This is a genomic window from Chryseobacterium bernardetii (assembly GCF_003815975.1).
Classification (GTDB): domain Bacteria; phylum Bacteroidota; class Bacteroidia; order Flavobacteriales; family Weeksellaceae; genus Chryseobacterium; species Chryseobacterium bernardetii.
On the sequence record NZ_CP033932.1, the window covers coordinates 119,857 to 141,044 of the forward strand.

A 21,188-nucleotide genomic window follows, 5' to 3' on the forward strand; every position below is an offset into this window, starting at 1 on the left:
CGCATCTAATTATTTATATTTGAGTAATGAATTCAGAAAGCGATTATATCAAAACAGTTTTCGGACTAAAACTGAAACAGCAGAGACAAAAGAAAAACTGGTCTCTGCAGGACCTTGCAGTAAAAACCGGGTTATCAAAATCTTATCTTAATGAAATTGAGAACGGAAAGAAATATCCGAAACACGATAAAATCATTCAGCTTTCTGAGGCTCTGACCTGCACATTTGACGATCTTGTTTCTACTAAACTGGATAAAAGCCTCGCGCCTTTTAATGAAATCCTTCAGTCTGATTTCTTCAAGGAAGTTCCTTTGGAATTATTCGGAATTAACAAGAATAACCTTATCAGCATCATCAGCGATGCCCCTAAAAAGGTAACAGCTTTCATTAATGCGCTGATAGAAATTTCCCAGAACTACAATCTTGGAAAGGAAAGGTTTTATTTTGCCGTTTTGAGATCATTCCAGGAGTTATATGACAATTACTTCCCGGAAATTGAAGATAAGGTAAACCAGTTTACCGAAGAAAATCATCTACAAATTGATAAAAATTTAAAGTCTGATATTCTTGAAAATATTCTTAAGGAGCATTTCGACTATACGATTCAATCTGAAGATTTTGAACGCTATGGTACCCTGAACAATCTGCGATCTTTGTTTATTCCGGAGAAAAAATTACTGCTTCTGAACAAAAAGCTTGAGAAGGATCAGAAAACTTTTATTATGGCTAAGGAAATCGGATTCAATGTTCTGGAATTGAAAGTTCGCCCTACTACCTATTCCTGGCTTGACTTCGGGAGTTTTGAAGAAATCCTCAATAATTTCTATGCATCTTATTTTGCGGGAGCTTTATTAATTTCAAAGGAATCAGCCATTGAAAAGACCTCAGAATTTTTTCAGCAAAATACATGGGTACCCGACAACTTTGCCAGCCTTATCAACAGTTTCACACACTCTCCTGAAACTTTTTATTACCGTTTAACCAACATTCTTTCTGCAGAGATGGGAATTAAGGATCTATTTTATTTATGCCTGGTTAAAAAGAAAGGCTCAGAAAAGATTCAGATTCTTAAGGAGCTCCATCTTAACCACCAGCAGGCCCCCCACGCCAATGCCATGAATGAACATTACTGCAGAAGATGGATTGCCGTGAAAAACCTTCATCATTTAAAGGAAAATGAAACGCTGACTGATGCTCAAATCTCTCATTATAAAGACCAGGGAATAAGCTATCTGGTTATTTCCACTTCTCAGAAAAACCCTTTCTCCGACGGCAGTAACAGAAGTTATTGCCTGGGAATTTTACTAAACCCACAAACGATTAAAAAAATAGGTTTTATAAAATCTCCGTCATTAGAAACCATTAATGTTGGAGTAACCTGTGAATCCTGCAGCATTCCAGATTGTGAGGTAAGACAGGCACCTCCAGTCCGACTTGAAAAAGAGCATTTCAACCTCAGCATGAAGAATGCCATAGAGAAGATAAAAAAAGATTTTTAAGTTTGAGAATCTGAAAACATTTGTGTGTTTTAAATTTTATATCTTAGTAAAAACACATTTATGATATTAGACTTACTCTTTCCCAACCGCTGCCTTCACTGCAACAGAATTATTGAGACTAATCTTCTGGTTTGTGACCTTTGTTTTAGACAGATTCACTTTACGCACTATGATTATTCCAAAAACAATCCGGTTAAAGAACAATGCAAACTCTTTTTCCCCGTTGAGAATACTTATGCCCTTTTTCAGTTTGAAGAGGACAGTTTAAGCAGGAAAATCATTCATGAACTGAAATACAGAAATAGAGAAATTACCGGAAAAATACTTGCAGAATGGACTACTGAACGATTGGATTTTAAAGATCAGAAACCAGATCTTTTGGTAAGTGTTCCGCTTCATCCTAAAAAATTAAGAGAAAGAGGTTATAACCAACTTCATTTATATACAGAAACTCTTTCAGAATACTATGATATCCCATTTGACAATCAATTAATCAAGAGAAACCATTACTCCAAAGCCCAAGCCCTGAAGGATAAGAAGCATAGGCTTGAAACGGTTAACACTTTTTCGGTCACCCAGCCAATCACAGGAAAACATATTCTTCTGATTGATGATGTTTTTACAACAGGAACTACTGTTTCATCTATTGCCTGGGAGATTTTAAATGCTGGTAAGAATAAAGTGAGTGTACTGGTCATGGCGATGGATGTATAGGAGAACTCCAACTTCTGACTTTAAGATCCAAAGTCGTTCATTAAGGTTAAAAAATCTAAGCATGATTTATTTATTTTCATGTTCCGATTCTTTTGTTTAATTTTCAAAAAACGAATATCATGTTGAATTTGATTTTATTACATGGAGCTTTAGGTCATTCTGAAATATTCACCCCTTATCTGAACAGTCTTTCCACATACTTTACCGTCCATACTCCTTTATTTTCAGGGCATGGACATACTGATCTTCCTTCAGATGGAATCAGTATAGAAAAATATACTCAGGAATTAACTGAATATTGCATAAAAAATAATTTAACGGATGTATATATCCTGGGACACAGCATGGGTGGATATGTTGCTCTTTGCTATGCGATGAAACACCCTGAAAATGTCAATTCCATTATGACATTGGGCACAAAATTCGAATGGAACGAGGAACAGGCTTTAAAAGAAAGTAAAATGCTTAACCCGGAAGTTATTCTTGAAAAAGTTCCACAATACGCCCAGCTCTTAGAAAAACAGCATGGTTCAAAATGGAAACAATTACTTCCTGCTATTGCTGATTTAATGATTGACCTTGGGAAAAATCCTCCATTAAAAGATCATCTTGCTTCTATCAATACTCCTGTTCAAATCATGGTGGGAGATAATGACAGTATGGTAACACTAGAAGAAAGTGCCCATGTATATAGAAACCTGCCTAAAGCAAAATTGGCCGTACTTCCGGAGACGAAACATCCCATGGATAAAGTACGACCTAATTTATTATTGAGTTTAATAAAAGATTTCTGGAATCTGTCTTAAAATTATCTTTGTAATTTTTCTCCGTAGCTTAGATCTCCGGCATCACCCAGTCCCGGAGTGATATATCCTTTTGATGTTAAATCTTCATCAATGGCTCCTACCCAGATATGAGCATCCGGATATGCTTTCTGAATGGTTTCAACACCTTGTCTTGAAGCAATAGCTGCTACAATGTGAAGCTGAGTTGGGTTTCCGTTTGTCAACAGGTCTTTAATAGCTTCAATCAGGGAAGCTCCGGTTGCTAGCATGGGGTCAGCTACAATCAGTGGTCTTCCTTCAATGCTCGGACAGGTAAGATAGTCTTGCTTAATGGAGAAATAGTCGTTGGCATCGTGTTTTCTGTAAGCAGCTACAAAACCGCAGTCGGCCCTGTCAAGATAGTTAAGGATTCCTTCAAATAACGGGACTCCAGCTCTTAAGATGGTTGTAATTACCGGCTGTACCGCAATTTCCTTGCTTTTAATGGTATCTAAAGGGGTCTGAATTTCAACTTCTCTTACTTCCAGTCCTTTACTGATTTCAAAGGCCGCAATTTCTCCGATTCTTTCCATATTTCTTCGGAATCTCATCCGGTCATGCTGAACCTGAACATTTCGAAGTTCATTAATCCATTCGTTAACAAGGGAAAAATTTTGCGATAAAATAGTAAGCATGAAGATTTAGGTTTTAATTACAGTTAGTAAACATTAATTGCTGCAAAATTACAACTAAAAAATTAATTTAAAGATGGGCAGCAGAATAAGTATATCTATAAAAAATCTGGTAAGGATATCCCTCACCAGATTTTATTAAAAAGTCATTTTTATTTTTGTCTGAAATACACTTCAATCGGAACTCCGGTAAACCCGAATTCTTTTCTCAACTGGTTTTCAGTAAATCTCTTATATGGTTCTTTCACATACTGTGGCAGATTACAGAAGAATACAAACTGCGGAGACGGTGTAGGAAGCTGAACACAATATTTAATTTTGATGTATTTTCCTTTCAGCGCCGGTGGTGGTGTATTTTCGAAAATAGGAAGCATTACTTCATTTAGTTTTGAAGTTTTGATCTTCTTTTTACGGTCTTCATACACCTGCATTGCTACATCCACTGCTTTAAGGATTCTCTGCTTCGTTAAAGCTGATACGAAAAGGATTGGAATATCCTGGAACTGACCGATTTTATCTTTGATTGATTTTTCGAAATCACGCATGGTATTGGTTTGCTTGTCTTCAATCAAATCCCATTTATTCACAAGGATTACAATTCCTTTTCTGTTTTTCTGTGCCAATCCGAAGATGTTCATATCCTGAGATTCCCATCCCTGAGTAGCATCCACCATGATGATCACAACATCAGAATATTCAATGGAACGGATAGATCTCATTACGGAATAGAATTCCAGGTCCTCATTTACTTTAGACTTTCTTCTCATTCCGGCTGTATCTACCAATACAAACTCGTGACCGAATTTATTGTATAAAGTCTGGATACTGTCTCTTGTAGTTCCTGCGATATCTGTTACAATGTTTCTTTCTACATCCAATAAAGCATTGGTCATTGTAGATTTTCCTACATTCGGACGACCTGCAATAGTGATCTTAGGCAATCCTTCGAAAGGATCTTTATATTCTGTAGTAGGGAAATCTTTAACAATATCATCCAACAGATCTCCGGTTCCTGAACCTGTAGCAGAAGAAAGGGTGTAATATTTCTCGATTCCTAACTGGTAGAATTCTGTTGCAGCAAGTTCCTCCTTCGCTGAATCTACTTTGTTAACTACAATATAGATTGGTTTGTTGGATCTTCTAAGGAGTCTGTAAATTTCGTGATCGGTATCTGTAAGCCCTTCTTCTACGTTCATCATAAAGATAATGGAAGTAGCTTCATCTACTGCTAATTGTACCTGCTTACGGATCTCTTCTTCAAAGATATCATCTGTACCTACATCATATCCTCCGGTATCAATTACGGTAAAATCTACTCCATTCCAGTCAGATTTTCCGTAATGACGGTCTCTGGTAACACCGGCTGTAGAATCTACAATAGCCTCTCTTCTTTCCAATAAACGGTTAAAAAGCGTGGATTTTCCTACGTTGGGACGCCCAACGATTGCGACAATATTTGACATAAAAAATGTTTAATAATCCTTTTGCTACGCTAAGGACAAGTTATTAATGGGTTACTCCAACTTTTGGAGCCCAATTTTTTTGCAAAGATAAGATTTTATTATTTAGGATTAAAAATCTTCTTGATTTTGATAATTTCCAGCGAAAAATAATTATTTGGCTATCAGCAAATAAGCCGATCAACACTCAATTAAGTTGATAAATTTTCAACTTTGGTTTTTGTAATTCAAATAATTTTTCTAATTTTGCAACATCAAAACAGACCCATGGTGTAGCGGTAACACTACTGATTTTGGTTCAGTCATCTGGGGTTCGAATCCCTGTGGGTCTACATTGAGCACAAGCAATCTTCTGATAATCAGAAGATTGCTTTTTTTATTTCAATCACTTTTTGGGGTTGGTACAATTGGATCAAGCACAAAAGTGGATCAAGCGCAAAAGTTGGGGACTAGGCAAAAAGTTTAGCTAATCTGAAGATAAAAAAGATTCTGTATTTTATTCCTCTGAGCTGTATTCTGAAGTTTTTTATAAATAGGAAATGGAATGAATAGATTTAGTAATGAAAACTCATCCTATACTACTAGAGATTATAGTAAACAAGGCAAGCAAACTGCAGATTATAGATCAAATCCAGATGGTAAAGGTCCAACTGAAATAAAAATACGTCTTGAACCATAAAGTATTAAAATGATAGATTTTGTAATAAAAAAAGGAGATTTTAAAAAGTATAGAAAAAGATATTTAGATCTATTTCACGAAGACAGAGAATTTGAGGATAATATCTTTAAAGAACAATTTAAAAATTACTTAGCCTTTGATTTTGATTTCATTTACGAAGAAATTTTTTTTAATAGTTTCAAATCATTTTTAAAAGAAATTAAAGAACAGAATATCATATTTTATACAATAAATCCCTCTCCAGATGAATACTTTTTTAATCATTTTAACAAGTACAGTATTTTTGATATGAAAGTAGAAAGTACATATACTGAGTTGTATAATATAATGTATAAAGATCCTGGAGAAGATACAGGTAATTATTTAGGAGTTGTTTCCGATGATATAGCTTGGTTTTCAGAGTCTGCCGATTGGACTATAGCTGGCTCAAGAGAACTTGAAATTGCAATTGTAGGCTTTTCATCTTTAGAAATGAAAGAAAAATTTATACTTTGCTTTACAGATACAGAAATACTTTGTACAATAAAAGAATATGTAGAAATATTAAATAATATGCTTAATTTTAATGAAAAACAATGGGTTTATTATGATAAAATCATCAATAACTATTATACGTTACCTCACAAATCCTTTCGTGGATGAAATAGTAACTTCTTCTTAAATACAAATGTATTTATAGTGCTTCAGACAAATATAAAACCACTGTGCATGAAGTGGTTTTATACTTTATTAATCCATGTATGCCATAATATACAGTCTTCTTACTAGCACCAATAACATTGAATATATTAGATACCATGATATGTCCTGTTCAAGAATTCTAGAAATAAATGTATTTTTAAAATTGTTAGCATTAAGAGATAAGACATCTTCACAAGACTATTTAATCTAATATTTAAAAACCAACTCAATAAAATGACAGAACTAGAATTAAAAGACATCATTGAAATATGTAATAAAGCTACCCCATCTCCCTGGACTTCATGTGTTGAAGGCCGAGATTTTGATTCCGGATCCAGCTTTATTATGACTGGAGAGGAAGAAAATAGAGATTATGATATAGAATTTATTTCAATAAAACCTGAGGACCAGGATTTCATCACCATGGCAAGAAATGCATTCCATTATTAGTAAATGAAATTGCGAAATTAAAAGGACAGTTATAAAAATACAGACTGCCTTTTCCAAGACAGCCTGCTTATTATATAGGATTAAAAAAGATTAAACCAGATCAAATCTATCCAGATTCATCACCTTCGTCCAGGCAGATACAAAATCATTGATAAATTTACCTTGTGCATCAGCACTTCCGTAAACCTCAGCAATGGCTCTCAGCTCAGAATTTGATCCGAAAACAAGATCTGCACGGGTAGCCGTCCATTTTGGCTGTCCTGTTTTACGGTCTGTACCAATATACACCTCCTTATCGTCTGACATAGCCTTCCACTGCGTTCTCATATCCAAAAGATTTACAAAGAAATCATTGGTAAGAGCTCCGGGGCGGTGGGTAAACACACCATGTTTAGAACCGTCAAAGTTAGTATCCAGAGCACGCATTCCTCCAACTAATACAGTTAATTCAGGAGCAGTAAGTGTTAATAACTGTGCTTTATCAATTAATAAAGACTCTGTAGAAACTGTGAATTTTGTTTTCAGATAATTACGGAATCCATCAGCTGCAGGTTCCAGATATCCCATAGATTCTACATCTGTTTGTGCTTGAGAGGCATCCATTCTTCCCGGTGCAAAAGGAACTTTCACATCATGTCCTGCATTTTTTGCAGCCGCTTCTACAGCAGCACTTCCTCCCAGAACAATTAAATCTGCTAAAGATATTTTTTTACTTCCGTTTTGAGTATTGAACTCATTTTGAATCCCTTCCAGTATTCCCAACACTTTTTGCAATTGAGCCGGATTGTTTACGGCCCAGTTTCTTTGAGGTTCCAGTCTTATTCTTGCACCATTGGCACCTCCTCTCTTATCACTCCCTCTGAAAGTAGAAGCAGAAGCCCATGCCGTAGATGCCAGTTCAGAAATACTCAGCCCTGAGTTTAAAACTTTAGCTTTAAGAGCTTCAACATCAGAATCATTAACCAGTTCATGATCTACTGCCGGAATAGGATCCTGCCAGATCAATTCTTCCTGTGGTACATCTGGTCCCAGGTAACGGGCACGCGGCCCCATATCTCTGTGGGTCAGTTTAAACCAGGCTCTTGCAAAAGCATCTGCAAAGGCATCAGGATTTTCGTAGAAGTGTCTTGAAATTTTTTCGTAAACAGGATCAAATCTTAAAGAAAGATCTGTTGTCAACATAGTAGGCCTATGCTTTTTATTAGAATCGAATGCATCAGGAATGATCTCGACTCCATCTTTTGCTACCCATTGGTGAGCTCCGGCAGGACTTTTGGTCAGTTCCCATTCATTTTCAAATAAGTTTTTAAAGAAATAGTTGCTCCACTGCGTTGGAGTTTCCGTCCAGGTTACTTCCAGTCCGCTGGAAATTGCATCTCTTCCGCTTCCTGATTTATAGCTGCTTGCCCATCCTAATCCCTGTTGTTCAATTCCGGCTGCTTCCGGTTCTTTACCAACATGATCTGCAGGCCCTGCACCATGGGTTTTTCCGAAAGTATGCCCACCTGCGATCAAAGCAACTGTTTCTTCATCATTCATAGCCATACGTCCGAAAGTATCTCTGATATCTTTAGCAGCTGCAACCGGATCCGGGTTTCCATCCGGTCCTTCAGGATTTACATAAATTAACCCCATTTGTACTGCTGCTAATGGATTTTCAAGATTTCTTGAGTGGATATCTCCATCTGCTTTATCATCAGTAGGAAGAACTGCAGCATGACCTTCCATTACTCCTTCAGAACCGTGGGCATAACGTAAATCACCACCCAGCCATGTTTTTTCTGTTCCCCAGTATACATCAGCATCAGGTTCCCATACATCTGCACGGCCTCCTGCGAATCCAAAGGTTTTGAATCCCATAGACTCCAGCGCTACATTTCCTGTAAGAATTAAAAGGTCTGCCCATGATATATTTTTACCATATTTCTGTTTGATAGGCCACAGTAGCCTTCTTGCCTTATCAAGGCTTACGTTATCCGGCCAGCTGTTCAGGGGTGCAAAACGCTGTTGCCCTGCTCCTGCTCCACCTCTACCGTCTCCTACACGGTACGTTCCGGCACTGTGCCATGCCATACGGATGAATAGTGGCCCGTAATGACCAAAATCTGCAGGCCACCAGTCCTGAGAATCAGTCATTAAAGCATGAAGATCTTTTTTTACAGCCTCAAGATCAAGGTTTTTAAATGCTTCTGCGTAATCAAAGTCTTTATCCATAGGGTTAGACAGTGATGAATGCTGGCGCAGAAGATCCACTCTTAACTGATCCGGCCACCAATCTTTGTTCTGAGTTCCCCCACCTGCTACATTCTTCTTCATTGTTCCATTGTGAAACGGACATTTACTGATGTCATTCAAATCTTTTTCCATTGTTGTTTATTTATTTTTTATGTTGATAATACAGTTTAAGTAATTCATCCATTGTAAAGACAGGACAAACTTACAATGTTCACACAATAAATACAATCTATTAATATTTATTTCAATGATAGTTAAAAACTATAAATAATGATTTCGGCAGCATCAAAACTTAAGACACAATTGTGGTATTAAGTTAATCATTTTTTAAATCCGTTCAGATGTCTCTACTCTATTTAGAATAACTCAATGTAAGGAGAAGGCTGGAAAGAAGCGGGAAGTTTATATTGGGTTTAAAAAAGCTTTCAGCTATGTTATTTTTTTGAATAAAAGAAAAAAACTTCTATAAAAAGATTCTTCAGTTTTAAAATTTCAGAGAATATGTAAGCATCGTCATCCAATACCTTCCAGTTTTTCCCTTCCAGCCTCCATCCAAAAAAAATAACTATCTTTATTTCACCAACATAAATATCCTGCCATGAAAAAAATATTGATTATTCTTCTCGTAGCTTTTATTATCATTCAATTTTTCCATATTGATAAAACCAATCCACGCCCTACTCCCGGCATGGACTTTCTGAAAATAAAAAACACTCCTGAAAAAGTAGCCAAGATCATCAGAACATCTTGCTATGACTGTCATTCCAATGAAACCCAATATCCCTGGTATACCAACATTTCACCTGTTTCATGGTATGTAAAAAATCACATTAATGAAGGCCGAAAGGAACTTAATTTTTCTACCTTTGCAGTATATGAACCTCAAAGACAGCTTCGTAAACTGAAAGAATGCATAGAAATGGTTGAGAAAAAAGAAATGCCTCTAGAATCTTACTATGTGGGACACCAGGATGCAAAACTGACTGATGAACAACGCACTGATCTTGTTCAGTATTTCAGACAGGCCAAAGAAGATACGGAAAGAAGGATCATGTTCAATAAGTAGAAATCATGGAAAACTGGGAAAACAAACATATTGTATTTTTTGACGGAGATTGTGGTGTCTGCAATTTCTGGGTGCAGTGGATTCTTGAAAGAGATACAAAAGACCAATTTATGTTTGCTTCACTTCAATCTGAATTCGGGCAGCAGTTTTTATCGGAGAGAGGCTTAGAAACTAAAGTTTTTAATACTTTATACCTTTGGAAACCTAAACAATATTACTTCATAAAATCCAGAGCCGTGCTTCAAATCGCTAACATTTTGGGCGGTATTTACAAGCTTGCAGCAATTGGTAAAATTATGCCAGCTTTTTTAAGCGATAAACTTTATGATATTGTTTCCAGAAACAGGATGAAACTGGCTAACCAAAAATGTTTTCTTCCGGATCAGGATCAGAAGAAAAAATTCATCCAGGTCTAGGAACTATAATTTTGAAAATAATCTCTCACAGATAACGCAGGTGATTATACTATAATTTGAAAAATTCCAAACGATAATAAAAATCTGTGTGATCTGCAATATCTGCGAGAGATATAATTATTTTTTAATAAATCTTGAGCGATGAACCACCCATTATTCATTATTCATCATTTATAAATTCAGTGACCATACCGAGTAACTATTCGGCGGGCATTGAATTTTCACCCATTTATCCCCTTGCGTAGTCGGATACCAGCTTGAATTTCCTGTAAAATCTTTAATCTGCTGATTGCTCCAGTTGGTTTCAATCCATCTTTCCTGCCAGTTTGATGATGTGTTGATATAAACCACAAGTCCCGGGTTTCCGTTGTATCCGTTACGTCTTGCAATGTATTCATCGTTATCCGTATATAAAATAGAAGTAGTTCCTGTTGCTTTATTATTGTGAATCCAGATCAGGTTATTCAGTCTTTCTTTATTCAGCCATTCTTCATAATCCCTGTAAAAAATAGTCGGATATCCCTCATGAGTCAGAATGTAAGCGTAGGCCGGCATTTTATTATAGATAATATCCGTATCATGGTTGGCTACAAAAGTTACTGCTTTAAAAGGATTTCTTTTCCACATCATGTCATCATTCAGTACATTCAGGTTTCCGTTATCAAAAGCTTCATCCATTTTATAATAAGCTGCAAAATCAAATACGGAGCTGTTTGCATTATTAGCCCACCACTCTAAAGTGTTGACATTAGAATCCCATAGTTCTCCTACAGAAAAGCCTCCTACCTTAGAATTCCAGGTATTTACCACCCAAGGGCCAAAACCTTTCACATAATCGAATCTCCAGCCATCAAACTTCATTATATTTTTATAGTATTTTGCAACTGAATCATCTCTTCCCCAAAGCCAATCCTGTACATGTGGGTTTGCATGGCACAAATCCGGAAATCCGCCAAATGCGCCTTCATCATTATTTCCATAGGCATTCTTATAAAAATCATTATAATTTCTCTGAAATTTTCCGGAAGCCACTCCAGAAAAATCAGTCCAGGTATTGGTTCCTGTAAACGGATTCGCTTCAGATTGCCCACCACTATTATGATTAATTACAATATCAGCATATACCTGCATATTTTCTGCATGTGCTTTTGTAATCAAATCTTCCAATTCTGCTCTTGAGCCAAATCGGGTTTCTATACTTCCATTCTGATTAAAGTTTCCAAAATCATAATAATCAGTAGGGTCATACCCCATAGAATATGCACCATTTTGAGCTTTGGAAGCAGGAGGAAGCCATACGGCACCAATCCCAGCGTTAGACCATGCTGTTAACTTATCTTTAACGGTATTCCACCAGTTCCCACCGTCAGGAACATCCCAGTAAAACCCCTGCATCAGAACACTTCCGCCAGGGCCAGCCACAAATTTGCTTTGTGCAGATCCGGATCTACTTCCTGTACTGAAAGGCCTGCCGTCATGATGGGTAACGTTTACAATTTTATCATGTACCTCCTCCTTCTTCACGGATTCTGTACTCAGTTCATCGTTGTTCTGGCATGAGCTGACAATAGCTAAGGCCAGTAGGGAAAGAATAAAATGTGTTTTTTTCATTGGAATATTTAATTATCAAACTATTAACTAATTTACATTTTTATTGAAAACAAATTCAAAATAAGGAGAAATATTTTAAACTTAAATAATAATTCAATCCTAATCGCATTTAAAATTTTCATTAAAAAATCATAAATTTTTAAGATTCTCGAAACAATTTTTCTTTTAATCCATATATTTGCATACTATGGAATATAACACCCAAAAAACTCAGCTTCATATGCCGGAATACGGCAGAATTATACAACAGTTGGTTGAGCGCTGTAAAGAACTTCCTACCAAAGAGGAAAGGAACGAAATGGCTATGGCAATCATCGATTTTATGGGTCAGAGAAACCCACAACTTCGCGACGAAGAAAATTATAAACATAAACTTTGGGATCATCTTTATATTCTGGCAGATTATGATCTGGATGTAGATTCTCCTTATCCGTTCCCAACCATGGAACAGCTGGCAGAAAAACCTAAAAGAATGGAGTATCCAAAACTTCAGGGAGACTTTAAATTTTACGGAAAAAGTATTCTTCAGTTAATAGAAAAAGCAATTGAGCTGGAAACAGGTGACGAAAAAGAAGCCCTTATCGAAGTAATTGCCAATAACATGAAGAAATCCTACAATGTTTACAATAAGGAACATGTAACGGATGATGTTATCTTCAGACACCTGAAAGAATTGTCTGAAAACAGGTTGGATCTTACAGGAATTGATTCTCTTGAGAAAAGTAAGATCTATTATACCAATAATAATAACCGAAATAACAACAATAACAACAACCGAAACAGCGGAAATAACAATAATAAGAACCAACCTAACAAAAGAAGGCATAATAACAATCATAAAAACAGAAAATAATGAGTGGAACATTTCAAATAAGAGGAGGAAAAAGACTGCAGGGTGAAATAACTCCACAAGGAGCCAAAAATGAGGCTCTACAAATTTTATGTGCGGTTCTGTTAACAGACGAGGAAGTAAGAATTAAAAATATTCCGGATATCCATGATGTAAACAGACTGATCGAAATTCTTGGAGATTTCGGAGTTAATGTTACTAAGAACGGCCACGGAGATTATACTTTCAAGGCTGATAAGGTAAACTTCGATTATGTAAAATCCAATGAATTTAAAAAAGACGGGGCTAAGCTTCGTGGATCAATTATGCTGATGGGGCCTATGCTGGCCCGTTATGGAGAAGCTTATATGCCTACTCCGGGTGGTGATAAGATTGGACGAAGAAGGCTGGATACCCACTTCCAGGGATTGGTAGAACTTGGTGCCGAATTCCATTATGATGAGGAGGAATATTTCTATTCTTTAAAAGCAAAAGAGCTTAGAGGAAAATTCATTTTGCTGGAAGAAGCTTCTGTAACCGGAACAGCCAATATTGTAATGGCTGCTGCTTTGGCAAAAGGAAAAACAAGAATTTATAACGCTGCCTGTGAGCCTTATCTTCAGCAATTATGTAAAATGCTGAACAGAATGGGTGCTAATATTTCAGGTATCGGATCTAACCTTCTTACCATTGAAGGGGTAGAATATTTAAGAGGTACGGAGCACACCATGCTTCCGGATATGGTAGAAATCGGATCATGGATTGGTCTTGCAGCGATGACAAAATCTGAGATTACCATCAAAAATGTAAACTGGAACCAATTGGGGGTAATTCCTAATACCTTCAGAAAACTGGGAATTCAGCTTGATCAAAGCGGTGATGACATTTACATTCCAGCTCAGGAACATTATAAAATCCAGAAATTTATTGACGGTTCTATCCTTACTATTTCTGATGCTCCATGGCCTGGATTTACGCCGGATTTGTTATCCATTATATTAGTAGTGGCTACTCAGGCCAAAGGAAGTATTCTGGTTCACCAGAAAATGTTTGAATCAAGATTATTCTTCGTAGATAAATTAATTGATATGGGTGCGCAAATCATTTTATGTGACCCGCACAGAGCTACAGTAATCGGATTAAACCAGGAAGCTCCGTTAAGAGGAACTACAATGGTTTCTCCGGATATCAGAGCCGGAAATGCCCTTCTAATTGCAGCTCTTTCTGCAGAAGGAAAATCAATTATCCACAACATCGAGCAGATCGACAGAGGATATGAAAACATCGATGGAAGATTAAAAGCAATTGGTGCTGACATCGAAAGAATCTAAACTTATTTTTATTACTATAGAGCGTTCAGAGAAATCTGAGCGCTTTTTTATTGTCATCTATTCTATGTAGCTTCATTAAATGGGAATTTTTGCTCCTCCAATTGCGATAATTGCCATAAAAGTTATCTTACTTTAATTAAAAATCTGCAGGAAGAAACTTTCTTTCTAAAAATAAAAAGTGTCCGATAATAAACCGGACACTTTGAGTAATTAAAACTATATGAATCTCCCCTAAGAATACTTCCGGCAGAGGTACTCTACCGTTGTATTCAAAAGTTTATTTTTATTCAGATAAATCTCAAGCTGCTGATAATCATCTGAACTTGCATTAATATATAACTGTACCGAACCAAAACTGTATCCGTTCACATATTCCACATTTGCTGATAACACTCTGTGACAAATACCCAATTGATTATGGATAGTATGCATCAAATGTTCAAATTTCATTTTGCCATTCAACTCTATTTCCAATAACAATTCTTTTTTAGACAGGTTCAGTGTATTTTGAAAAACCTGCAGGCTTGGGTTAGGTGTAATCATCGCTAAACATTTTTGGGTTAATACTCAGATCATATTGCACTCTGCATTTAAATCTGTCACAAAAATATAAAAAAATATTAGTCCACCAAATTAGTAGACTAATATTTTTAAAATTTAACATATAAAAAAAGAAACCGTTACAGCTTCTATGTCTATTCTAATTCAAATTTGGGAGAAGTATTAGGGCTGGAAACCTGAAGCTGGACGCTGGAAATCATCAAATTATTAAACTAAAATAATTTTTATCAATATTAAAACTTTAATATTTCAGGTGTGATATTCTCTATTAGTTTTCAAATAGTAACTTCCAGCTTCCTTTCTAATTATTTAAAAGGTCTCCTAACCTTTCTAATTTGTCTGATCCGGCTAATCCGTTAGGATTACAGCCAGGCTCTCCTTCGGGTACTTTCAGATTTTTCCTAGCATAAAATTCTTCCCAGAATACATTGATTTTTCCTGTCTTTGGATCTATAAAAGTCATAGGTTCCAATTTAAAGATATGATTGCCACGAAAAGCCCTTTCTACAAAATCTGAACAATAATAAGAGCCTTCATCCAAAATATAATTGAAATTATAAGGTTTTCCTACCATAGAATTTGCTTTTTCAATAGCAGCAGGAATAGACTTTTGATATTCGGGTTTCAAACGATACACCACCACATTTTGCTGGTCTTTTTTCTGGTCTTCCAAAAAATTCTTCAAACTCTGTTTTTGTGAACCACCTTTTGGGGCTGCATGCAGAACAAACATTTTACGACCGTCTTTCTCAAGGATCCCGATGTGATCAAAAGAAGCGGTTTTATACTTTTGGGTAACATTATTTATAGCTCCTGAAAGTCCGGTTTCCTTTGCAGTTACAAAAAGCAGATCTCCATTTTGAAGCTGTAAACCGTGATAGGAATTACATTGCATTAAGATCAGCAGCAAAAGAGACAATAGCCCTGTGGTAATTCCTTTTTTAATTGTATTATTGAAGATCATTTAATTCAATATTCTGGTTGTTATTCATTCCAAAATTACAAAATAGAAATCATTACATTTGTAGAGAATTTCGAACAGCTTTTACAGTAACTCAAACACTTTATCATTCTTATGCCTCATATTTTACTTGTTGAAGATGATAAAAGACTTTCACGCCTTATTGGCAGAGGTCTTCTGGAACAGGATATGGATGTAAGTTTTGCCTATGATGGTGAAAAAGCAGCTGAATTGGCCACTACTCAGGATTTTGACCTCATTATTACAGATATTATCGTCCCATTGAAAAACGGACTGGATATCTGTAGGGAGATAAAAAGCTCCAAGCCTCATGTTCCTGTTATTATGCTGACTGCATTGGGAACTACAGATGATAAACTGGAAGGTTTTGATTCCGGAGCGGATGATTACCTGACCAAACCTTTTGAAATGCGTGAACTGATTGCGAGAGTTAAAGTATTAATGAAAAGGTTTTCTCTGCATTCTTCTACAGAACCAATATTAAGATATGAAAATATCGAAATGGATCTGAAGCTGAAATCAGTAAGCCGAAACGGAATTCCTGTCAAACTTACACCAAAGGAATTCAACCTGATGAAATACATGCTGGAAAATCCTGAAAGAGTTCTTTCCCGTTCAGAAATCGCAGAAAATGTATGGGAAACCCATTTCGATACCGGAACAAATTTTATTGATGTCTATATCAACTATATCCGGAAAAAGATTGACAAGGATTTTGAAAATAAGCTGATCCATACCAAAGCAGGAATGGGCTTTATTTTAAAAAAAGGTTACGAAGAACACCAGCGATAAAATCATAAGGCATGAAAATAAGAACCCGGCTTACTTTACTCTTTACCATTATTACGGCCATGCTGATGATATTTTATGGTATTGCCGTATATTATTCTTCAAGTGAAGCCAGGGAAGTCTCATTTTATGCCCAGCTCCGAAACGAAGCGGTAGCCAAAGCCAATCTTTTTTTTCAGAGTACCCTGAATGAGAAGGAAATGCACCGTGTTTACAAAAACAATACAAAAACCATTAATGAAGTTCAGGTTGCTATTTATGATCCGGAATTCAATCTTGTGTATCACGATGATTCAAAAGTAGATTTTGTAAAGGAAGATCCGAAAATGCTTTCCAGTATTTTAAAAAAGAAAGAAATCAGTTTTTTTATTGATGATCTTCAGGCCATAGGAATGGTTTATACCCATAACGGGAAGGAATATTTAGTTACAGCGGCCGGATATGATCAGTATGGATATAAATCAATCAATCACCTTCTAACAATCAGTATTATTGCCTTCATCAGTATTTTAATCTTTATCTATTTAGCCGGCATATTCCTTGCAAAAAAAGCACTATATCCTTTGAGTGAAATGGTTCATCAGATAAAGAACATCACTGCCGGAAAACTACAGCTGCGTCTAAAAACCACCGGAGAGAAAGATGAACTGAATGAATTGGCTCAAAACTTCAACGGAATGCTGGAAAGACTGGAAAATTCGTTTGACGCTCAAAAGCACTTTGTCTCCAATATTTCCCACGAACTGCGAACTCCTCTATCCGCTATTATTACTGAACTGGAATTCTCCTCTGAAAAAGAACAGACCAAAGCAGAATATCAGCAGACTATTCAATATGCACTGGATGACGCCAGGAATATGGCAAAATTATCCAATAGCTTAATGGATTTAGCCAAAGCCAGCTATGATCCCAATGAAATAAGTTTTTACGAGGTACGGCTGGATGAAATCCTGTTGGAATCTTACTCAAAAATCCTAAAGGAAAATCAGGAGTATAAAATTTCATTAAATATTGACAGTGATACAGAAGAGCACCAGCTTGTTATATGGGGAAATGAGTATTTATTACGGGTTGCCTTTAACAATCTCATTGATAATGCCTGCAAATATTCTCCGGTGCATACCTGCCGGATTGATGTTAAAGCAACTAATAAAAAACTTTACATCAGTTTCATCAATACAGGAATTACCATTTCACAGGAAGATTTACTCCATATTTTTGAACCCTTTTACAGAAGTGAAGCGTCTAAACAGGAAAAAGGCTATGGGATAGGACTGTTCTTAACTAAAAAAATTATTGATCTTCATCACGCAGCTATAAGCATGATATCTGAAAATAATACAACTGTTTTTACGGTGGTATTTGATATTGAAGCCATTTAGTATTTTATATTTTTTGAACCACAACGCCACAAAAGTTTTAAACACTAACGTTATTTAAACTAACAAACTTTATAAATAAAAGTATCCCTTAAGCTTTTGAAAACCTTTGATTTCTTACTCATAACCTCCATGTAGATCAGTGCAATCTGTGGGAATATAAAATTCAAATAGTATTACCGTGATGATAAACCCAAATGGTTTAAATATGAGTATTCTTCTAAGTATGGGAAGCAGCCCTTTTATTGAAAACAGTAGTTCCTATACTTGCCGCAATAACACAACTAATGGAGATCCATTGTAAAAAAGACAGTTCTTCAGCAAGAAATACCAGTCCGGAAAGAGCTGCAAACGCAGGTTCCAGACTCATCAGAATGCTGAATGTTTTTGCCGGAAGCCTTTTTAAGGCCATCATTTCTAAAGAAAAAGGTAAAGCACTGGATAAAATAGCCACTCCCAAACCTTTTACAAAAATAGTCGGGGTCATATTAAAAACCGCTCCGTCCCATATTGTGAAAGGGATAATTACCAGGCTGGCAAATAACATTCCTGTGGTTACGGCATCTTTTCCGTCCATTATTTTAGAAACTTTTCCACCCATAACAATATAAAGAGCCCAGAATATTCCGGCAAGGAAAGCCAGTCCAAGGCCTAATAAATCTACATGATCACTTTTCCAGGGAACGATAAGTAAGATTCCTATACAGGCCAGTAAGGCCCAAACTACGTCCAGCAATTTACGGGACAATGCCAATGCAAGAAATAGCGGACCTGCAAATTCTACAGTTACTGCCAGCCCTAACGGAATCCTTTGGATCGCCATATAAAAAATAAGATTCATAGCTGCCAGCCCTGTTCCATACATCGCACAATACTTCCACTTTTGCGGGGTAAATTCTAAAAATTTTGGGCGGTTGATGATAGTAAGCAGAACTGCAGAAAGTACAATCCTCAAAGTAACGGTTCCGATAGCTCCAATTGCCGGAAAAAGCTGCTTGGCAATTGATGCTCCACCCTGTACACAGATGATGGCCAAAAGTGTGGCAGGAATCGCTAAATTTGAATTTTTCATTTCTAAAATATATAATTTATAAGACAACTTTGGTATGAAACCGGGAATAAAAACAGGCTTTAATCTACAAAACTAATAACAGTGAAGTATAAAGCTGGATTTTTGCCAAATGTATTGAAATTTAATGGTTAAAAATGGTTACAGATGAAAACTTTTAAATCTCAATCTGTAACCATTAGTAAAACCTGCTTCTATTTTCTCTAATAAAATTCTAATTACATTCTAAAGTTTTTCTAACAGCTTAACAAAGCCACTCTTCCTACTTTTGCCCTGTAAAAAATAAAGCACATGGACGCAGATCCTTACAGTAATTATCAATCTTAAGCTTTAGTTGTACCTACTTTTCCCGTACAGCTCACAAAGCTTTACAAAAAAAAGGAAAAGTTATGAATACATTTGAATTTACACTTCGTTTATTAACTGCATTCTGTTTAGGCGCCGGTATTGGTTTTGAGAGACAGTGGCGTAAAAAAAATGCAGGTCTCCGCACTAATACTTTAGTTTGTATAGGCTCTGCAGCGTTTGTGCTCATTGCTATCAGAATTGGTGGTGATGCAGCCGGAAGAATTACCTCTTACATCGTCAGCGGAATCGGATTTCTCGGTGGCGGTGTCATCATGAAAGATGGCCTTACCGTAAGAGGATTAAATACCGCAGCAACTTTATGGTGTTCCGCAGCTATAGGGGCATTATGTGTACTCGGATATCCCAAAGAAGCCCTCATTACCGTGTTTTTCATTATTTCCACCAATATATTTTTGCGCCCCGCTTTATCTAGCCAAAAAGAAGCCAGAAGTAAGAAGTTAGTCTTTAAGAAAAAGAACAATACAAAACCCAAAATCAGCAACCGTACCCAATTTTATTAAGATCATGAAAAGAATCTTCTTAAGCATTATCATTCTTTTTGCAGCCTCCTGCAAAGACAATGTTACACAACAAGCTCCGGAACAGAAAATTATCCTGAAAGACAGTCAGATTACCATTCCTGAAAACAGTCCCGTTTTAAAGAAAATCAAGACAGTCATTATTAACGATCAGGAGTACAGCCATGATATTACTTCTGTAGGAACAATAGAAACGATTCCTAACAATTATGCCGAAATTGCCAGCCCGTTTTCGGGAAGAGTCACAAAAGCTTTTGTGAATATCGGGCAGAAAGTAAATGCCGGAAGTCCACTTTTTGAAGTGCTGTCTTCAGGATACCTGGGTGTACAGAAAGAATATTCCGATGCTCTGAATGAAGCCGGTTTAGCAGAAAAGAAATACAAACGTCAGCAGGATCTTGTAAAACACGGTGTGGGAATACAAAAGGAGCTGGAAGAAGCTGAAACGGAGCTCAGAAATAAAAAGATATCCCTATCCAATGCCTCCACAGCATTAAAAATTTATAACAACCAGGGAAAAAGCTCCGGAGGTTTGGTTGTAAGAGCCCCCATTGCCGGCGAAGTAATTTCCAGCAAAATTGTGACCGGGCAGTACCTCCGCGAAGATGCCGAACCTGTGATGATTGTTGCTGAACTTTCTAAGGTCTGGATTTCCGGAGAAGTAAAAGAAAAGGATCTTCGGTTTATTAAAAACGGAGATCAGGTATCCGTAAAAGTTAATACTTATCCTGACAGAGCCATTACCGGAAAAGTATACCATATCAATGATTGGGTAGATGAAGCCACAAGAAGCATCAAAGTTTTAATACAGTGTGATAATCCCGACAGAACATTAAAACCCGGCATGTTTGCCACCATCACCTATTCCACCGATTCTGAAAACACAATTATGATCCCAACCTCTGCGCTGATGCAGAAGGACGACAACCAATATGTCTGGATCAAAACCGGAAAAAACCAGTTCATGAAGCGTAATGTAACCACCGCTGAAGCTTCTGAAAAAACAGTAAAGGTTACTTCGGGGCTTAAACCGGGAGATGAGCTCATGACAACCGGAGGAATTTATCTGCTGGATATAAAATAAATGTTGAATG

At 36.5% G+C, this 21,188-nt stretch carries 20 protein-coding genes and 1 tRNA gene; 14 read left to right on the forward strand and 7 right to left on the reverse strand.

What is annotated here, in order from left to right; translation table 11 throughout:
* Positions 1-26 precede the first annotated feature (26 nt).
* The 3 genes from EG339_RS00595 (at position 27) to EG339_RS00605 (ending at position 3,019) form a co-directional block, all read left to right on the forward strand.
* Positions 27-1,499, forward strand: coding sequence for a helix-turn-helix domain-containing protein (locus EG339_RS00595; RefSeq protein ID WP_123868403.1), 1,473 nt, complete (start codon positions 27-29; stop codon positions 1,497-1,499).
* 60 nt (positions 1,500-1,559) lie between these two features.
* Complete coding sequence (locus tag EG339_RS00600) at positions 1,560-2,213, forward strand: ComF family protein (protein ID WP_123868404.1); 654 nt, start codon at positions 1,560-1,562, stop codon at positions 2,211-2,213.
* A gap of 119 nt (positions 2,214-2,332) precedes the next feature.
* The gene (locus EG339_RS00605; RefSeq protein WP_123868405.1) at positions 2,333-3,019 is read left to right on the forward strand and encodes an alpha/beta fold hydrolase; all 687 of its coding nucleotides are present in this window, start codon (positions 2,333-2,335) and stop codon (positions 3,017-3,019) included.
* Positions 3,020-3,021: 2 nt separating this feature from the next.
* On the opposite strand, the gene upp is transcribed toward EG339_RS00605, so the two are convergent.
* Both upp and der read right to left on the reverse strand, forming a co-directional pair.
* Positions 3,022-3,672, reverse strand: coding sequence for a uracil phosphoribosyltransferase (gene upp, locus EG339_RS00610; protein WP_123868406.1), 651 nt, complete (start codon positions 3,670-3,672; stop codon positions 3,022-3,024).
* 149 nt (positions 3,673-3,821) lie between these two features.
* Positions 3,822-5,132, reverse strand: coding sequence for a ribosome biogenesis GTPase Der (der, locus tag EG339_RS00615; RefSeq protein ID WP_123868407.1), 1,311 nt, complete (start codon positions 5,130-5,132; stop codon positions 3,822-3,824).
* 258 nt (positions 5,133-5,390) lie between these two features.
* Here der and EG339_RS00620 point away from each other — a divergent pair.
* From EG339_RS00620 to EG339_RS00630, 3 genes are all read left to right on the forward strand, one after another.
* Positions 5,391-5,461 (forward strand) — tRNA-Gln (locus EG339_RS00620).
* A gap of 356 nt (positions 5,462-5,817) precedes the next feature.
* Positions 5,818-6,450, forward strand: a complete 633-nt coding sequence (locus tag EG339_RS00625) for a hypothetical protein (RefSeq protein WP_123868408.1) — start codon at positions 5,818-5,820, stop codon at positions 6,448-6,450.
* Positions 6,451-6,723: 273 nt separating this feature from the next.
* Positions 6,724-6,939, forward strand: a complete 216-nt coding sequence (locus tag EG339_RS00630) for a hypothetical protein (protein WP_228459089.1) — start codon at positions 6,724-6,726, stop codon at positions 6,937-6,939.
* Between the two features lie 90 nt (positions 6,940-7,029).
* Here the strand turns inward: EG339_RS00630 and katG are convergent, their stop codons facing one another.
* The gene (katG, locus tag EG339_RS00635) at positions 7,030-9,306 is read right to left on the reverse strand and encodes a catalase/peroxidase HPI (RefSeq protein ID WP_123868409.1); all 2,277 of its coding nucleotides are present in this window, start codon (positions 9,304-9,306) and stop codon (positions 7,030-7,032) included.
* A 466-nt stretch (positions 9,307-9,772) separates the two neighbouring features.
* Between katG and EG339_RS00640 the strand changes: the two genes are divergently transcribed.
* Positions 9,773-10,240: a heme-binding domain-containing protein gene (locus tag EG339_RS00640; protein ID WP_123868410.1), complete on the forward strand. Its 468-nt coding sequence runs from the start codon at positions 9,773-9,775 to the stop codon at positions 10,238-10,240.
* A gap of 5 nt (positions 10,241-10,245) precedes the next feature.
* On the forward strand, positions 10,246-10,656 hold the full coding sequence (locus EG339_RS00645) for a thiol-disulfide oxidoreductase DCC family protein (RefSeq protein WP_123868411.1): 411 nt from the start codon (positions 10,246-10,248) through the stop codon (positions 10,654-10,656).
* Positions 10,657-10,827: 171 nt separating this feature from the next.
* On the opposite strand, the gene EG339_RS00650 is transcribed toward EG339_RS00645, so the two are convergent.
* The gene (locus EG339_RS00650) at positions 10,828-12,267 is read right to left on the reverse strand and encodes an alpha-amylase (protein WP_123868412.1); all 1,440 of its coding nucleotides are present in this window, start codon (positions 12,265-12,267) and stop codon (positions 10,828-10,830) included.
* Between the two features lie 187 nt (positions 12,268-12,454).
* On the opposite strand from EG339_RS00650, the gene EG339_RS00655 reads away from it, so the two are divergent.
* A complete protein-coding gene (locus EG339_RS00655) occupies positions 12,455-13,120 on the forward strand; it encodes a DUF4290 domain-containing protein (protein WP_123868413.1) in 666 nt (221 codons plus the stop codon).
* The gene (murA, locus tag EG339_RS00660) at positions 13,120-14,427 is read left to right on the forward strand and encodes a UDP-N-acetylglucosamine 1-carboxyvinyltransferase (protein WP_123868414.1); all 1,308 of its coding nucleotides are present in this window, start codon (positions 13,120-13,122) and stop codon (positions 14,425-14,427) included. The genes EG339_RS00655 and murA overlap by 1 nt, the downstream gene beginning before the upstream one ends.
* A gap of 231 nt (positions 14,428-14,658) precedes the next feature.
* Here the strand turns inward: murA and EG339_RS00665 are convergent, their stop codons facing one another.
* A complete protein-coding gene (locus tag EG339_RS00665) occupies positions 14,659-14,970 on the reverse strand; it encodes a cysteine methyltransferase (RefSeq protein ID WP_123868415.1) in 312 nt (103 codons plus the stop codon).
* Positions 14,971-15,289: 319 nt separating this feature from the next.
* Positions 15,290-15,952 carry a YiiX/YebB-like N1pC/P60 family cysteine hydrolase gene (locus tag EG339_RS00670; RefSeq protein ID WP_123868416.1) on the reverse strand — a complete coding sequence of 221 codons (663 nt, stop codon included), beginning with the start codon at positions 15,950-15,952 and terminating at the stop codon, positions 15,290-15,292.
* A gap of 111 nt (positions 15,953-16,063) precedes the next feature.
* Between EG339_RS00670 and EG339_RS00675 the strand changes: the two genes are divergently transcribed.
* Together EG339_RS00675 and EG339_RS00680 are read left to right on the forward strand one after the other, a co-directional pair.
* Positions 16,064-16,762 (forward strand): response regulator transcription factor, encoded by a 699-nt coding sequence (locus EG339_RS00675; protein ID WP_123868417.1) that lies wholly within the window; start codon positions 16,064-16,066, stop codon positions 16,760-16,762.
* Positions 16,763-16,773: 11 nt separating this feature from the next.
* Positions 16,774-18,141 carry a HAMP domain-containing sensor histidine kinase gene (locus tag EG339_RS00680; RefSeq protein WP_123868418.1) on the forward strand — a complete coding sequence of 456 codons (1,368 nt, stop codon included), beginning with the start codon at positions 16,774-16,776 and terminating at the stop codon, positions 18,139-18,141.
* Positions 18,142-18,358: 217 nt separating this feature from the next.
* Here EG339_RS00680 and EG339_RS00685 read toward each other — a convergent pair whose 3' ends face one another.
* The gene (locus tag EG339_RS00685) at positions 18,359-19,210 is read right to left on the reverse strand and encodes an EamA family transporter (protein ID WP_123868419.1); all 852 of its coding nucleotides are present in this window, start codon (positions 19,208-19,210) and stop codon (positions 18,359-18,361) included.
* A gap of 386 nt (positions 19,211-19,596) precedes the next feature.
* Here EG339_RS00685 and EG339_RS00690 point away from each other — a divergent pair, with 386 nt between their 5' ends.
* Together EG339_RS00690 and EG339_RS00695 are read left to right on the forward strand one after the other, a co-directional pair.
* On the forward strand, positions 19,597-20,076 hold the full coding sequence (locus EG339_RS00690) for an MgtC/SapB family protein (RefSeq protein ID WP_123868420.1): 480 nt from the start codon (positions 19,597-19,599) through the stop codon (positions 20,074-20,076).
* Positions 20,077-20,080: 4 nt separating this feature from the next.
* Positions 20,081-21,178, forward strand: coding sequence for an efflux RND transporter periplasmic adaptor subunit (locus EG339_RS00695; RefSeq protein WP_123868421.1), 1,098 nt, complete (start codon positions 20,081-20,083; stop codon positions 21,176-21,178).
* The last annotated feature ends 10 nt before the right edge of the window (positions 21,179-21,188 follow it).